The 15,508-nt window shown below is 70.7% G+C and carries 15 protein-coding genes; 12 read left to right on the top strand and 3 right to left on the bottom strand.

Annotation, left to right across the window (positions count from 1 at the left end):
- Positions 1-72 precede the first annotated feature (72 nt).
- A complete protein-coding gene (locus AC1RN0_RS00150; protein ID WP_492785394.1) occupies positions 73-732 on the bottom strand; it encodes a glutathione S-transferase family protein in 660 nt (219 codons plus the stop codon).
- A gap of 163 nt (positions 733-895) precedes the next feature.
- Between AC1RN0_RS00150 and AC1RN0_RS00145 the strand changes: the two genes are divergently transcribed.
- Genes AC1RN0_RS00145 through AC1RN0_RS00135 form a run of 3 tightly spaced genes read left to right on the top strand, consistent with a single transcriptional unit; the run spans position 896 to position 3,515 of the window.
- A complete protein-coding gene (locus tag AC1RN0_RS00145; RefSeq protein ID WP_492785393.1) occupies positions 896-1,366 on the top strand; it encodes a MaoC family dehydratase in 471 nt (156 codons plus the stop codon).
- Positions 1,367-1,392: 26 nt separating this feature from the next.
- The gene (locus AC1RN0_RS00140; protein ID WP_492785392.1) at positions 1,393-2,664 is read left to right on the top strand and encodes an NRAMP family divalent metal transporter; all 1,272 of its coding nucleotides are present in this window, start codon (positions 1,393-1,395) and stop codon (positions 2,662-2,664) included.
- 53 nt (positions 2,665-2,717) lie between these two features.
- A complete protein-coding gene (locus AC1RN0_RS00135) occupies positions 2,718-3,515 on the top strand; it encodes an SDR family oxidoreductase (RefSeq protein WP_492785391.1) in 798 nt (265 codons plus the stop codon).
- On the opposite strand, the gene AC1RN0_RS00130 is transcribed toward AC1RN0_RS00135, so the two are convergent.
- The gene (locus AC1RN0_RS00130; protein WP_492785390.1) at positions 3,481-4,569 is read right to left on the bottom strand and encodes a cell wall hydrolase; all 1,089 of its coding nucleotides are present in this window, start codon (positions 4,567-4,569) and stop codon (positions 3,481-3,483) included. The genes AC1RN0_RS00135 and AC1RN0_RS00130 overlap by 35 nt on opposite strands.
- Before the next feature lie 407 nt (positions 4,570-4,976).
- On the opposite strand from AC1RN0_RS00130, the gene AC1RN0_RS00125 reads away from it, so the two are divergent.
- From AC1RN0_RS00125 to AC1RN0_RS00095, 7 genes are all read left to right on the top strand, one after another.
- Positions 4,977-5,168 carry a hypothetical protein gene (locus AC1RN0_RS00125; protein ID WP_492785389.1) on the top strand — a complete coding sequence of 64 codons (192 nt, stop codon included), beginning with the start codon at positions 4,977-4,979 and terminating at the stop codon, positions 5,166-5,168.
- A 73-nt stretch (positions 5,169-5,241) separates the two neighbouring features.
- Positions 5,242-5,673, top strand: coding sequence for a hypothetical protein (locus tag AC1RN0_RS00120; RefSeq protein ID WP_492785388.1), 432 nt, complete (start codon positions 5,242-5,244; stop codon positions 5,671-5,673).
- A 98-nt stretch (positions 5,674-5,771) separates the two neighbouring features.
- Positions 5,772-7,304 (top strand): tetratricopeptide repeat protein, encoded by a 1,533-nt coding sequence (locus AC1RN0_RS00115; protein ID WP_492785387.1) that lies wholly within the window; start codon positions 5,772-5,774, stop codon positions 7,302-7,304.
- 210 nt (positions 7,305-7,514) lie between these two features.
- Complete coding sequence (locus AC1RN0_RS00110; protein ID WP_492785386.1) at positions 7,515-8,204, top strand: response regulator transcription factor; 690 nt, start codon at positions 7,515-7,517, stop codon at positions 8,202-8,204.
- Positions 8,205-8,278: 74 nt separating this feature from the next.
- Positions 8,279-9,508 (top strand): D-alanyl-D-alanine carboxypeptidase family protein, encoded by a 1,230-nt coding sequence (locus AC1RN0_RS00105; protein WP_492785385.1) that lies wholly within the window; start codon positions 8,279-8,281, stop codon positions 9,506-9,508.
- Between the two features lie 131 nt (positions 9,509-9,639).
- Entirely contained in the window at positions 9,640-10,248 is a 609-nt protein-coding gene (locus tag AC1RN0_RS00100; RefSeq protein WP_492785384.1) for a response regulator transcription factor, read from the top strand.
- Between the two features lie 157 nt (positions 10,249-10,405).
- Positions 10,406-11,095 carry a HAMP domain-containing protein gene (locus tag AC1RN0_RS00095; RefSeq protein WP_492785383.1) on the top strand — a complete coding sequence of 230 codons (690 nt, stop codon included), beginning with the start codon at positions 10,406-10,408 and terminating at the stop codon, positions 11,093-11,095.
- A 10-nt stretch (positions 11,096-11,105) separates the two neighbouring features.
- Here AC1RN0_RS00095 and AC1RN0_RS00090 read toward each other — a convergent pair whose 3' ends face one another.
- Positions 11,106-11,564 (bottom strand): cupin domain-containing protein, encoded by a 459-nt coding sequence (locus AC1RN0_RS00090; RefSeq protein WP_492785382.1) that lies wholly within the window; start codon positions 11,562-11,564, stop codon positions 11,106-11,108.
- A gap of 125 nt (positions 11,565-11,689) precedes the next feature.
- On the opposite strand from AC1RN0_RS00090, the gene AC1RN0_RS00085 reads away from it, so the two are divergent.
- Both AC1RN0_RS00085 and AC1RN0_RS00080 read left to right on the top strand, forming a co-directional pair.
- On the top strand, positions 11,690-12,115 hold the full coding sequence (locus AC1RN0_RS00085) for a DUF5990 family protein (RefSeq protein ID WP_492785381.1): 426 nt from the start codon (positions 11,690-11,692) through the stop codon (positions 12,113-12,115).
- 103 nt (positions 12,116-12,218) lie between these two features.
- Complete coding sequence (locus AC1RN0_RS00080; protein WP_492785380.1) at positions 12,219-15,494, top strand: S41 family peptidase; 3,276 nt, start codon at positions 12,219-12,221, stop codon at positions 15,492-15,494.
- Positions 15,495-15,508 lie beyond the last annotated feature (14 nt).

Below are 15,508 nucleotides of genomic sequence, written 5' to 3'. Positions count from 1 at the left end.
AGGCGCGTCAGTGCGTGTCCCCAGCACCCTGAAGCGGCGGGGGACACGTACCGAAGGCGGTACATGTCCCCGCTAGTACGCCGGCCCGCCGGGGAACATGTGCATGTAGGGCTGCGCCTCGGCGATCACGCGCTGGAACGACGGCCGCGTCTCCAGCCGGTCGTAGTAGGCCTGCAGCACCGGGCGGTCGCCCCAGGGGTGGCAGCGCTGGGCGTAGAACAGCGACGGGCTGGCGCTGACGTCGGCCAGCGAATAGGCCTCGCCGGCCGCCCAGGTCCGGCCGTCGGACAGGGTCGCCTCCAGCCAGCCGTAGGCCTTGTCGAGCAGGGCCCGCGCCTCGGCCACGCCGAACGGGTCCTTGGCGCCCTCGGGGCGGATGACCTCGAACACCAGCCGCCCCTGCGGCGTCATGACGTAGTTGTCGAAGAACCGGTCGAGGAAGCGCGCCGTAAGCGCCGCGTCGGGATCGGCCTGGATCAGGCCGGCCCCCGGATAGTGGCGGTCGAGGTACTCGATGATGATGCTGGACTCGACGACGGTCTGGCCGCGCGCCTCGTCGCGCAGCAGCGGCATCTTGCCGACCGGCCAGCGCTGCATGAACTCGACCACCGGCCCGTCCTCGGCCCCGAACTGGATCATCTCGAAGGTGAACGGCGTCCCGGCCTCATAGAGCGGGATCAGCGCCTTCCAGCAGTAGGACGACAGCGGATGGGCGAAGAGGCGCAGGGTCATGGGAGGCTCGACTGGATATCAGTAAAGCATTCTCTTTAGTGTTCCAGTGTGTGGCGGTCAAGCTGAAGGGGCTAGGGGCTAGGGGCTAGGGGCTAGCCGATCGCTCCAACATCGCGCCTACTCCACTAGCCCCTAACCCCTATTCCCTAGCCCCTCCGAGCCCATGCCCCTCCCCGCCGTCTACGCCGCCCACCGCCTCGTCCCCGCCAGGAGCTTCGACGATCTCAAGGTCGGCGACCGCTATCCCCTGCCCTCGCGCACCCTCGGCGACGGCAACTTCGCGGCCTTCCAGGCGGTCAGCCTCGACAACCATCCGATCCACTACGACGCCGAATACTGCCAGGCGCTCGGCCATCCGGGGCCGCTGGCGCACGGGCTGCAGGTGCTGTGCTTCACGGCGGCCGGCGCGGGCCTTTTCCCGCACGAGATCGGCGACGCCCTGCTGGGCATGATCGAGGTTCGCGCCAGGGTCTTGAAGAGCGCGTATCCGGGCGACACCCTCTACCCTGCGCTGGAGATCACGACCCTGAAGCGCCAGCGGACGACGGGCGTGGTGACCATGAAGGCCACCGTGACCAACCAGAAGGGCGAGGTCGTTCTGGACGGCGAACACGTCTATCTGCTGAAACTCTGAGACCCACCCCCGCGACCGGGACCGCCATGACCGATCCGCAGCCCCGCCCCCGCAAGCCCAGCCTGCTGGGCCGCCTCGGCCCCGGCCTGATCACCGGCGCGGCCGACGACGACCCCGGCGGCGTGGCGACCCACTCCCAGGCCGGCGCCGCCTTCGGCTTCAACATGCTGTGGAGCGTGGTGCTGGCCTATCCGCTGCTGGCCGGCATCCAGCAGATCGTCGCCCGTATCGGCCGGGTCACCGGGCACGGCCTGGCGGCCAATGTGAAGCGCGTCTTCCCGGCCTGGCTGCTGGTCATCCTGGTGCTGTCGCTGCTGGTGGCCAACACCATCAACATCGCCGCCGACATCGCCGCCATGGGCGAGGCCGCGGCCCTGGTCGTGCCGGGCGTCGACAAGTTCGTCTTCGCCCTGGCCTTCGGCGTCGGCTGCGTGCTGCTCGAGATCTTCATGAGCTACAAGCGCTACGTCCGGGTGCTCAAGTGGCTGACCCTGTCGCTGCTGGCCTACGCGGGCATCGTGTTCACGGTGAAGATCCCCTGGGGCGAGGTGGCGCTGCGCTCGTTCGTGCCGGAGATCAGCTTCACCCCGGCCTTCCTGACCATGGTCGTGGCCGTGTTCGGCACGACGATCAGCCCCTACATGTTCTTCTGGCAGAGTTCGCAGGAGGTCGAGGATCTCGGGACCGATCCGGAAAAGCGGTCCCTGCTGCACACGCCGCACCTCGCCCCGGCCGAGTTGAAGCGCATCCGCTTCGACACCTGGACCGGCATGGCGGTCTGCAGCCTGATCGCCTTCTTCATCGTCCTGACCACCTCGGTCACCCTGCACGTCAACGGCGTCACCGACATCCAGAGCGCCGCCCAGGCGGCCCAGGCCCTGCGACCGATCGCCGGGGATCTGGCCTTCCTGCTGTTCAGCCTCGGCATCATCGGCACGGGCCTTCTGGCGGTGCCGGTGCTGGCGGGTTCGGCGGCCTACGCCATCTCCGAGTCGTTCGGCTGGCCGATGGGGCTGGACCGCAAGCTCGGCCAGGCGCCGGGCTTCTACGCCATCATCGCGGCGGCGACCCTGGGCGGGGTGGCGCTGGGCCTGACGACGATCGACCCGATCAAGGCGCTGTTCTGGAGCGCGGTGCTCAACGGCCTGGTCGCCGTGCCGATCATGGTCACGGCCATGGTGCTGGCCTCGCGCCCGTCCGTCATGGGGCCGTTCACCATCGGCCGGACGCTGAAGATCCTCGGCTGGATCGCCACCGGCGTGATGGCGGTCGCGGGCGTCGGCATGTTCCTCGCTTGACCGCCCCGGCGGCAACCGGATTGTCTGACGCAAAACAAACGGGGAGACGAACCATGGGCGCCGACGGTCGCAAGAGCATCTTCATCACCGGCGCGGCCAGCGGCATCGGCCTGGCCACGGCCAAGCGCTTCGCCGCCGAGGGCTGGTTCGTCGGCCTGGCCGACATCGACACGACCGGCCTGAAGCTGGCCCAGGGCGCGCTCGGCGCCGGCAACTGCAGCACCCACAAGCTCGATGTCCGCGACCGCGCCGCCTGGAAGAAGGAAATCGCCGCCTTCGCCAAGGCCACCGGCGGGCGGCTCGACGTGCTGCTCAACAACGCCGGCATCGCCAACTACGGCTGGTTCGAGGATCAACCCGACGACGAGATCGACCGGCAGATCGACATCAACATCAAGGGCGTGTCCAACGGCGCCCGCGCGGGCCTGCCGCTGCTGATCGCCACCCCGGGCTCGACGCTGATCAACGTGGCCTCCTGCGCCGGCCTGTTCGGCGCCCCGAAGATGGCCATGTACTGCGCCACCAAGTTCGCCGTGCGCGGCCTGTCCGAGGCGCTCGACATCGAGTTCAGCCGTCACGGCGTGGCCGTGCGCTGCATCATGCCGTGGTTCGTCGACACGCCGATCCTGCAGGCCGGCTCCCAGGGCAGCAACGAGAAGATCGCCGACTCCATCCGCGCGGGCGGCTCGGAGGTCTACACCGTCGAGGAAGCCGCCGACGTGATCTGGCGCTCGTTGCAGAGCAAGGACGTGCATTCGATCGTCGGCAAGGCGGGCAAGCAGCTGCGCTTCGCCACCCGCTTCATGCCGGGATCGATCAGGAAGCGCTTGAAGGCGTCGGCGCTGCTTTAGCCGCCGTATCGGCCACCGGCTCGCGGTGCGGCGCGGAGGCCGGTTCGGCCGGCTTGCCGGCCGGGCCGCCGAGCGCCCGGTCGCTGCTCGAGACCTCCAGCGTCGTCTGGGCGGTGGCGGCGATGAACACCGCCTCCGTCGACGGCGCCGATCCGGCGTAGGGCACGGGCTCGCCCGGCATGCCGAGGCTGGCGTAGATCGGACGATCGCCGAGCTCCGGACCTGACCGCGCGGGGGCCCGGTCGAACGCGCCCGGCGCGCCGCCGCGACCGCCGAAGCGGTAGAAGATGTGCAGGCCGACCTGGCTCACGCGGACCAGATGCGGACCCCAGCCCGGCGAGACGTTGATGGTGTGGAAGTGGGTCGCGTTGCCGACCTCGTTCATCACGCCGCCCGACAGGGCGCGGGCCGCCACGCGCTCGGCGCGGGCCCAGGCGCCCGGCTCGCGACGCTTCCGCATCGAGCCGTCGCAGGCGAAGCTGAACTGGCAGACGCCGCCGGTCGAGGCGCCCTGGAACACCACGCCGCAGACCGTCTTGGGGAAGGCCGGGTGCCGCGCGCGGTTCAGGACCACCTGGGCCACGGCCGCCTGGCCGGCCGGGGTCTCGCCGCGAGCTTCGTAATAGACGGCCTGGGTCAGGCATTCGAGATCGCGCGAGTCCTCCAGCGCCCCGTTGAGGCGGAAGGGCTCGGCGGCGGGATTGAACGGCCCGCCGAAGCTGGCCCGCAGCAGCAGGCCCTCGGCCGACGGACGCTGGGTCGAGGCGCGGCGCTCGAGGCGGGCCGCGAACAGGGCCGCCTGACGGTCGCGCTGGGCGCCGCCGGCGCTGGTGAACGGGTCGTGACGCTCGGCGACGGCCAGGGCCGCGGGATCCATCCCGCCGACCATCCGTTCGAGGGAGGCGTCCGAATAGCTGCCCGATGCGACGTCGGCGATTTCCGAGACGCGGTGGTGCTGGTCGGCGGCCTGGGCCATGCCGCCGAGAAGGTACGCGGCGCCGACGATCGCGCCGCAGGCCGAGCCTACCAGCGTTCCGGTCAAAGCGACGCTCATCAGCGCGCGCACGGGTGCGCGCGTCTGCGATTGGAATGACAAGAGTTTCGTGTCCTGTGCGACGAGGGCGGATTTGCCCCCCGACAATCACCCCGAAAGACGCCAACGCGATCTGACAGGATGGGGATTCGACCGGTTCACGAAATGGCCGAAATCCGACTTGTGGCCGGCCTTATGACTCAATTGGCCACGATTCGCAATAGGATGTTGCGCTGCAACATAATTCCCGCGTCAGGTGATCGAGGAGCTCGGCGGGGTTCTCTTGAGATTCAACAGGTTGCGCAGAGTCTAGCGAAGCGGTGCGGCGCGGCGAATTCTCGCCGTGCGGGCAGGGCGGAACCACGACTGCTTGCGCTCGTTGAACGCGGGTCAGCCCGCGACTCGGGCCATCCCACAAGGCCACTCTCATGCGTATCCAGACGACTCTTTCCCTGACCCTGATCGCTCTGGCCGGCGCCGGCCTCGCCGGTTGCGGCCACAACATGCAGCAGCGCGCCGCCACCGGCGCCATCGCCGGCGCGGTTGTCGCCGGACCGCCCGGCGCGGTCGTCGGCGCGGCCGCCGGCGCCGTGGTCAACGAAGCCAAGAAGCCCAACTAGTCCGCCCGGCGTTGCCAGCGCCGCGAACTGGAGTCACCCTTCTCCCCAGGAGCGTTCTCTTGGGGAGAAGACGATGAAACTGGCGCTGTACCTCGTGACCGCCGCGACCCTGGTCGCCACGCCCGCCCTCGCGACGGATCTCCTCTACCCGGGCGGGACGGCGCTGACCGAAGGCGTCGCCGGCAAGCCCTACTGGGCCGTCCAGGCCAACTGCGCGGGCGTCTACGGCGCGGCCAGCGCCTGGCGCGCCGAGACGGGCGACACCGCCGGCGCCGCCGACGCGAAAGCCCAGGGCGTGGCCTTCTTCAAGGACGCCGTCGACCGCGTGATGAAGGATCGCGGCGTCAACCGCGCCGACGCCATCGCGGCCCTCGGCCCGGCGGTGGTCAAGGGACGCGGCGAGGCGCTGGACATGCTCCGCGCCGAGGGCGACGGCCCCGCCTCGAAGTGGAATTTCGCCCGCAGCGCCTGTCTCGACGTGCGCGACGCCTACCACGCGTCCTGACGGCCCGATCCCTGACGGGCGGTCAAACCTTCTGATCGCTTGACGCTGGACGCGCCCGGGGGCCTGACTGGCGCCCAAGGCCGCCCTCGGGGATTTGCATGCGTTTACGTTCAGTACTGGTCGCCCTGTCCGCCCTGACGGCCACGGGCGCCGCCTTCCCCGCCGCGCCGCAGTCGATCGGCCGACAGATGGACCTGTTGCGGCTCGAGGAGCAGGCCGCCACGGTGGTCGGCGTCCTGTCGGAAAGCGACTTCAAGGCCTGCGAGGCCAGACTGCCGACGCTGAGGGCGATCATGGCCGATCCCCGGTTCGACCGGATCCGCGAGGAGGTCCGCCGGCCGTTCCTGTTCTCGGTGATCCTCTGCAGCGAGATCAAGGACCGCCCGCTCGGCCTCGAGGCCGCCCGCAGGCTTGAACCGCTGGCCACCGAGCCGATGGAGATCGGGGCGGTGCAGACCATCCAGATTTCCGACGCCATCGCGCGCGACGCCATGGCCGACGCCACGCGCCGCTTCCTCAAGCTGATGGACGCCCAGCCCGCGGCGGTCGCCATCTGGCGCCCCGCCATGGTCGGCGTGTTCGCTGACTATCTCGACGACGATCCGGACCTGGCGCTGACGGCCCTGGGGCGGATCACCGCCTTCGCCTGGAAGAATCCGCAGAGCCAGCGCGCGGCGAAGAACGAATGGGCCCTCGCCTACGGCTGGCAGCTGGGCGACCGGGGCCGGACAGCCGACGCGGCGAAGGCGGTGGCCGCGGCCGATGATCCGCGCGTGCTGATGTATGTCGCCGCCGACCGCCGGTTCGAGAAGACCTGGAGCGACACGGCGCGCTTCGACTGGACCGCGCTGGAGGAAGCCGCCCTGGCCCGCGCCCGCTCCGAAATGGAGTCGGCGCCAGAGACCCTGGCCCCGGTTCATGACGCGCTGGCGTCCCTGCGCGCGCTCGGCCGCTATGACGAGGCGATCCTGATCGGTCAGGCCTACCGCGCCCGGCTGCAGGACGGCGAGGCCTTCGACGATCGCGAGGAGCAGGGCCACCAGGTGCTGATCCAGCTGGCCAACACCCTCGTCGACACCGGCGACGTCAGGGAGGCCGAGGCGGTGTTCATCGAGGCCATCGGCCCCGACGACGCGCGCGGCGACTCGACCGACGCGCGGATGAACTGGGGCGGCCGGCTGCTCGACCTGGCCCGCCCGCGGGACGTGCTGAAGGTGCTGGACGGCATCGACACCGACTATGTCACGCCCTACGGCAAGGCCTGGATCGACGCCCAGAAGACCTGCGCCTGGAGCGACATCGATCCGAAGACCGCCGAGCCGCTGCTGGAGTCCCTGCGCAAGCGCCGGGACGACAACCCCGGCGCCCTCAGCGAGGCGCTGATCTGCGCCAACCGTCTGGACGAGGCCGCGGCCCTGCTGATCTGGCGGCTGCAGGACCCCGAGCACCGCGCCGGCGCCCTCGACCCCTTCTGGTCGGCGAAGCCTCCGCCGGTGATCACGCCGTGGCTGGCCGAGTTCAACCGCCGCCGTCTGGCGATCCAGGCCCGTCCGGACGTCCAGGCGGCCCTGGCCAGGGTCGGCCGCCCGGTCACCACGCCGCTCGGCGGCGACTACTGGGGCGGATTCTAGGCGTTCCGCGACAATCGGTCATTCCGCACGACTACCTAGCCGGCTGATGCCGCCTGACCGCGGACTCCTTGGTTAACAAGGCCTTGCGGCGGCGGCGGGAACGACCGTTCCCGGCTCTAGGTAAAAATACGCGGCTGCGCGGACGGCGGCCCGCTGCCTTCCATAACCCGAACCGGGCCACCAGGGCGCCGGAGGAACGGGGAGGCCGGAATGCGTGTATTGCTGCTGGATCCGATCGACAACCGCCGGGACCTGACCGCCGATCTGCTGGCGAGGGACGGCCATGTGGTGGAGGGGGTCGACGATGCCGACGACGCGATCCAGCTGGCCCGCCTGTCGGATTTCGATCTTCTGATTATCGAATCCGGCCCGGTCGGCGACAGCGCGGCGGCGATGGTGCAGGCGGTCCGCCGGGCCGGCGCGACCACCCCGGTGATCATCCTGTCCGAGGCGGTCCACGCCGCGGTGCGCATCCGCGCCCTTGGCCTGGGGGCCGACGATTTTCTCTGCCGGCCGTTCGACGCCGAGGAACTGTTCATGCGCATGACGGCCGTCGTCCGGCGCACCTACGGCCTGGCGGAGTCGGCGGTGTCGGTCGGACCGATCCGGCTCGATCTCGTGGCCCGGACGGTGGAAGTCGGCGGACGGCCGCTCGCGCTCACGCCCAAGGAATACGCGGTTCTGGAAGTGCTGGGCCTGCGCCCGGGTCATGTCATGGGCCGCGACGCCCTGCTGGACCATCTCTACGGCGGCCTGGAAGACCGCTGCGACAAGGTCATCGACGTCTACATCTGCCGGCTGCGGCACAAGCTGCAGCGCGCCTGCGGCGGCCGCGACTACCTGCAGACCGAATGGGGGCGTGGCTTCGTGCTTCGCGAGCCCCGACCGCTGGCCGCCTGACGCGTGAGGGAGGGAGTCACGCCATGTTCACCCACCGCACATCGCGCGCCCGCCGCTTCCGCCTTGGAGGCTTGATGCCGCTCGCCCTGACCGGGGCGATCCTGGGCGCCGGGTTTCAGTTCGTCAACGAACCGGTTGGCGAGGACGCCGCCGTCAGTGCGGTCATGGTCGACGCCGCCGACGGCGGCGTTGTCTACGAGCAGGCCGCCGACGCGCCGCGGGCCCCGGGCGCCGCGACGCGGCTGATGGCCCTGTACCTCGCTTTCGAGGGGCTGGAAGCCGGCCGGGTGCGGCTGTCCGACCGCCTGCCGTCGGAAGCAGGCCACCCGCCGGCCACGGTTGCGGACGGCGTCCGGGCGATGGCGGACGGATCCGCCCCGGCCCTGGCCGCGGCGCTGGCCCGGCGGCTCTGGGGCAGCGAAGCCGCCTTCGTCGAGCAGATGTCGCAACGGGCCCGGGCGCTGGGCATGGCGCACAGCCGCTTCGTCAACCTCACCGGCGCCGACGATCCCCGCCAGGTCAGCAGCGCCCGCGACATGGCCAGTCTCGTCTGGTCCCTTTCCCGCGATTTTCCGCGCTACACCGCCGCGTTGGATCGCCCGGCGGGACTTCGCCAAACCGCCCTGTTGCAGGTCGTCGCGCCGGCCGCCTGCCTGGCGCCGGCCGTTCACCGCACCGCGTGCGGAACGCCGCCGCCGGTGAAGGCGCCCGATCAGCAGGTGATCGCGGTGATCCTCGGCCGCCCGGCCCCGCGCCTGTCCGACGCGCGCGCGCTCGCCCACGCCGCCGCGGTGGTCGTGCGCCAGGCGCTGCTGGGACGCCCGGTCACCCTGACCGGCGTGCCCGGGCCCGCTTCGCCCGATCCCCTGCGGAGCCCGGAGTCCTCGGTCCCCGGCGAGAGCCTCAAGATCGTCGTCGTGGATCCGCGGAGACAACCGGCCCCGGACCGACTGGTGGCGGAGAATGACATCGCCCCCCTGCCGCCGCCGCCAGTCCCGCGGCCGACGGCCGCGCCCGTGGCCCAGGTCGCCCGCGCGGCGCCGCCGTCCAGCGCCGGCTGGGTGATCCAGATCGGCGCCTTCAGGTCCGCCGACGAGGCCCGCGATCAGCTCAGTGGTCTGACGGATCGCCTGCCGGACGTGCTTCGCCCGCTGCCGCGACATGTGGAGCGTGCGCCGGGCGGACTCTACCGGGCCCGGTTCGAGGCGCCGGCCCCCGGCGTGGCCGAGGCCGCCTGCAAGGCGGTCCAGAGCGCGGGACGCCCCTGCCTGGCCCTGGCCATGGGACAAACCGCCACGGGATGAGAGGTTGACGCAAGGGAAGCCACGGCGCAATTTTCGGGTGAACCGCGCCTGTCATGCGCGTCATAAGGGGTCCCTTCCGTGGCGGCCCGGACTTCAGCCTCTGCTTCGCGAAGGCCCCCCCGGGGCATTCGTTGACTGTCCGCATTGTTCATGTCGTCGACGACGATGAGGCGATGCGCGATTCCCTCGCCTTCGTCCTTGAGGCGGCGGGCGCCTACCGCGCCGTCCTGCATGTCTCGGGCGTCGACTTCCTCGCGCGCTATGAGGATCAACCGTTCGGCTGCATCCTTCTGGACATCAACATGCCCGGCCTCAACGGTCTTGAGGTGCAGCAGCGTCTCAACAGTCTGGGATCGACCATGCCGCTGATCGTCCTGACCGGCTACGCCGAAGTCGGACAGGCGGTGCAGGCGATGAAGGCCGGCGCCCGCGACTTCATCGAAAAGCCGTTCGACCCGGCCCTGCTGTTCGCGGCCCTCGACGCGGCCCTGGGCGCGGCCTTGGGCCCTTCCGCGCAGGACGAGACCGCCCGCCGCGCCCGCGAGGCCGTCGACCGCCTCTCGCCTCGGGAACGGGATGTGCTTGCGGGTCTCCTGCAGGGCCATCCCAACAAGGTCATCGCCTTCCACCTCGGTCTGAGCCCGCGGACCGTCGAGATCCATCGCGCCAACATGATGCACCGTCTGGGCGTGCGCTCGCTGTCGGACGCCGTTCGTGTGGGTCTGGCGGCGGGACTCTAGGTCCCTGCGACAATCTGGATAGGTAATATTCCGCACTGGAGCGTCGAAACGGCGGGATTACGCTTTCGATACAGTCCACGTCGTGATGGGCCATGTAACAAACGGGGAGGTCGCCATGATCCGCTGGTTTCACGAAGTCGCACCGCTTGGTCAGAAAATGAATATCGCCCTGACGGCCGTCGTTACTCCCATGGCCATCACCTGGGCGGTCACGGGTCTGGAATATGTCCGACTGTCACAGTCCGCCGCCCATGAAGTGGCGTCCAACTATATGCAGATGCTGCGCTTCGGCATGGACACGACGCTGGGCGTCAGCACAGCCGCGATGCTGGCCAGTCTCGTCGCCTGCCTGTGGTTGCGCGGTCGGCTCGTCGCGCCGATCGTCGACGCCGTCGAGGCCCTCGACGATCTGGCGGCCGGCGACCTCACCGAGCGGGCGACCAACCCCCGCCGGACCGACGAGGCCGGCCGGATCATGACCGCGAGCGCCCTGTTGCGCCGGCGCGCGATCGCCGCGCGCCAGGCTGCTGAAGAGCATGCCGCGCGCGAGGCCGCCGCCGCCGCCGAACGGGAACGGGTCATGGCCGCGCTCGCGGAAGGACTCGGGGCCCTGGCCGCCAGCAATCGACAGCTGCGGGGCGGCGACCCGGCGCCGGCGCCGCGCCCTGCGGCGCGCTGCGCCCCGCCGACGCCGCCCGTCCCCGTGGCCGTCGCCGCCGCCGCCGTTCCGGCCGCCCGCGCGCCCTGGCGCGATGACGAACCGGCCGAGGACGGCCTGGTCGCCCTGCTGCGCCGGCTCGACCAGCGTCGCCCGCACGACAGCGGGCTGCGCCTGATCCCGGCCTGAGCACGGCCCGTCAGTACGGCGTCTCGTCCTTGTGCAGGTAGACGCCGCGCCCCGGACGCAGGCACAGGTCGATGTCCGGATAGTCGACCCACTCGGTCGCCTCGTTGCTGGGATTGCCGACCTGCAGCAACAGGGCGTCCTGGTCGGACCGGTTCTGCAGGTGATGGCCGTCGGCCACCCCGGCCTTCCAGGCCGCGCAATCACCGGCCCGCAGCACGGTCTCGCCGTCATTCTCGACCAGCACCACCTCGCCGGACACCACCCAGACGAACTCGTCCTCGTCGGCATGCCAGTGCCGCTGGCTCGACCACTGCCCGGCCGGCAGGGTCAGCAGGTTGACCCCGACCAGCGTCAGGCCGGCCGCCTGCGCCAGTTCGATCCACGACCGGTGCTTGCACGGTTCGTTCATCGGGGCGGGATAGCGCGATCCGCCCCGGCGGGGGGCGGTCGACAGGTCGATCTTGGGCATGAGGGTCTCCAGCTCGGGAGGCGATCCTAACCGAACCCGGCCCCGGGGAAACCGCGTCCGGGCGGCCTGCTGACAACAGGCTGTCACCATGGCGGCGGCCGGGGCTTCGGGTATAGTCTGTCGTCATGGCCGGTCAGCCCCTGCATCTGCGCATCATCCTCGTCGCTCCCCTCGCCGGCGTGATGTACGCGCTGCAGAAGGATGACGCGCCGATCGACCAGGCGATGTCCGACGGCGGCGACCTGTCGCTCGATGTCACGGTCAGCTTCGTCGAGGACGGCAAGGGCGTGCGCTATCTCGGCCCGTTCGTGAAGAACCAGGGCGGTCGCCGCTTCGTCTATTTCCGCGTCGGGACCAGCGCCGGCCAGCATGACTCGCCCTGGAGCCGCCGCGGCAAGGTCTGGTTCGAGGACCTGCCCGACGACCTGGCCCGCGAGGCCGCCGCCACCGGCCGACGGCTCGAGGCCCGCTTCCCCGGCATCGCCAGGGACGGCGGCCCCAGCTGCGCCACGGTCAGGCCGATCGGCGGCTGGCGGATGATCGAAGCATGAGCAAAATGTAATCCGCCGACCGGCCGGCCCCTCTTTCCTCGCGGCCCGTCCTGCGGGAGGGTCGCGGATTGCGGCGCCGGCGGCGCCTGGTGGGGACCGTTTCATGCACATCCGGATCAAGGCCGCCCTGGCCGTGCTCGTCGCCGTGGTCATCGGCGGAGGCTGGAGCCTGGCCGGCGCGCGGGAGCCCGTGCAGCCGCTGCCCTCGCTGGCCGAGCCCTCGCTGTCGCCCGACGGCCAGACGATCGCCTTCGCCTCGGGCGGCGACATCTGGACCGTCCCGGCCGCGGGCGGCGTCGCGCGGCTGCTGGTCACCGACCCGGCCACCGAGTCCCGCCCGCTCTGGTCGCCGGACGGGACGAAGCTGGCCTTCGTCTCGACGCGCAGCGGCGTGGCCAACCTCTACATCCTGTCGCTGGCCAGCGGCGTGGTCACCCGCCTGACCTTCGCCGACAGCAACGAGGCGCTCGACGGCTGGTCGCGCGACGGCCAGTGGATCTACTTCACCTCGGGCGTGAACGACGTGCAGCGCCAGGGCGACATCTTCCGCGTGCGGGCCACCGGCGGCGTGCCGCTGGAAGTCAGCAACGAGCGCTACCTCAACGAATTCCAGAGCGCCCCCTCGCCCGACGGCCAGGCCATCGCCCTGATGGCCAAGGGCATCAGCAACGGCCAGTGGTGGCGTCACGGCAGCAGCCACATCGACCAGACCGAGCTGTGGCTCAAGCCGATCGCGACCGGCGCGCCCTACCGCCAGCTGCTGCCGTCGGGCGCGCGGCACGCCTGGCCGATGTGGCGGCCCGATGGCGGCGCGCTCTACTACATGAGCGACGAGGGCGGGAACGAGAACCTCTGGCGCCTGCCGCTTGGCGGCAAGCCGGAGCAGATCACCCGGTTCAGCGACGGCCGCGTGCTGTGGCCGACCATCGGCTACGACGGCAAGACCATCGTCTTCGAGCGCGGCTTCGCCATCTGGTCGCTCGATACGGCCACCGGCAAGGCGCGGCAGGTGCCGATCACCCTGCAGGGCGCGCCCGCCGCGGCCGGCGAGAGCCGCCTCAGCGTCTCCGACTTCGACGATCTGGCCCTGTCGCCCGACGGCAAGAAGGTCGCGGTCATCGCCCATGGCGAGCTGTTCGCCACCACGGCCAAGGACGGCGGCCCGGCCCAGCGCGTGACCCGCACGGCCGGCCTGGAGCGCGACCCGGTCTGGTCGCCCGACTCCAAACAGCTGCTCTACGCCTCCGAGCGCGGCCTGAGCGCCAACGTCTACGCCTGGGACTTCGCCACGGCGACGGAACGGGCCCTGACCACCGGCAACGACCGCAGCACGGTCCCGGTCTGGTCGCCGGACGGCAAGATGGTCGCCTATGTCCGCAACGGCCACGAGCTGCACGTCATCACCCTGAGCGACAGCGGCGCGGTGGCGAAGGACGCGACCATCTGGTCCGGCGCCCTGGACGGGTTCGAGGACGGCGCGCCGGTCTGGTCGCCGGACAGCCGCTGGATCGTCTTCGTGGTCACCGACCGCAAGGCCTTCGGCAACCTGCATGTGATCCCCGCCGCCGGCGGCGAGGCGCGCCAGATCAGCTTCCTCGCCAACGGCCAGACCGGCGGCAAGATCGTCTGGTCGCCGGACGGCAAGTACATCGTCACCGACACCGGCCAGCGCAGCGAGGACGCCAAGCTGCTGCGCATCGACCTGCTGCCGAACACGCCGAAGTACCGCGAGGACGCCTTCCGCGAACTGTTCAAGCCCACGACCACGCCCGAGAGCCCCTCCCCCGCGCCCGATGCTCCGGGAGCGGACGATGCGGCGCCGCCGGCGACCCCGGCCGCCGCGGACGCGGCCAAACCGGGCAAGCCCGGCGCGCCCGCCAGGCCGGCGAAGAAGCCCGACCCGGTGAAGATCGTCTTTGAAGGCATCCGCGAACGCGCCTCCTTCATCCCGGTGGGCATGGACTCGGGCGATCCGACGATCAGCCCGGACGGCAAGACCCTGCTGTTCCAGGCCCGCGCCGCCGGGGTGGTCAACTACTACACCTGGAACCTCGACGAGCTGGCCAAGGAGCCGCCGGTCGCCGTGCAGCTGACCTCCAGCCGCAAGGGCAAGAGCTCGGGCGTGTTCACGCCGGACTCCAAGTCGGTCTTCTATCTGGAGGGCGGCACGATCTTCTCCAGCCCGGTGGAGTCGCCCAAGCCCAAGGCCCTCGCCGTCAACGCCGACCTCGACATCGACTTCGACGCCGAGAAGATGGTCGTGTTCGACCAGGCCTGGGGCACGCTCGACCGCGGCTTCTATGACCCGAAGTTCCACGGCAAGGACTGGAAGGCCCTGCGCGCCGCCTGGCTGCCCTACATCGCCGGGGCCCGCACGGGCGACGAGCTGCGCCGCGACATCAACCTGATGATCGGCGAGCTGGACGCCTCGCACAGCGGCATCCGCGGCCCGGACACCGGTCCGCCGCCCGGCCGCATCGGCGACCTCGGCCTGCGCTACGACCGCCAGGCCTACGAAGCGGGCAAGGGCCTGATCATCCGCGAGGTCATCACCCTGGGTCCCGCCGCCGTCGAGGGCACGATCAAGCCGGGAGAATCCCTCGTCGCCGTCAACGGCGAGAAACTCACCCCCGGCGTCAGCCTCGACCGGCTGCTGCGCGGCCAGGCCGGCAAGCGGGTGGTGCTGACCATCGGCGCGGCCGGCGATCCGGCGAAGACCCGCGAGGCGGTGGTGCGGCCGGTGTCCCCGGCCGTGGCCAGCGGCCTGCTCTATCGCCAGTGGGTCAGCGACCGCCGCGCCTATGTCGAGCGCGTCAGCGGCGGCAAGCTCGGCTACGTCCACATCGCCGACATGGGCGACGCCTCTCTGGCCCAGCTCTACATCGACCTCGACGCCCAGAACCAGGGCCGCGAGGGCGTGGTCATCGACGTGCGCAACAACAACGGCGGTTACGTCAACGGCTATGTGCTCGACGTCTTCACCCGGCGCAACTACCTGCTGATGACCGCCCGCGACCGCTTCCCGGTGCCGTCGCGCCAGAACCTCGGCCAGCGCGCGCTGGGCCTGCCGACCGTGCTGGTGACCAACGAGTCGTCGCTGTCCGACGCCGAGGACTTCACCGAGGGCTACCGGTCGCTGGGCCTCGGCAAGGTGGTCGGCAAGCCCACGGCCGGCTGGATCATCTTCACCGGCGGCCGCGAGCTGATCGACGGCTCCAGCGTGCGCCTGCCGTTCATCCGCGTGGAGGACCTGCGCGGCCAGAACATGGAGGGCAACCCCCGCCCGGTGGACATCGACGTCGACCGCCCGCTGGGCGAGACCGCCGCCGGCCGCGACGCGCAGCTCGATGCGGCGGTGAAGGCGCTGCTTGGGAAATAGGGCTCAATATCTCC

The sequence above is a fragment of the Caulobacter sp. GW821-FHT12F03 genome (assembly GCF_058806855.1).
The sequence above is the reverse complement of the archived record's forward strand: the minus strand, read 5'-3'. Positions and strand labels throughout refer to the sequence as shown.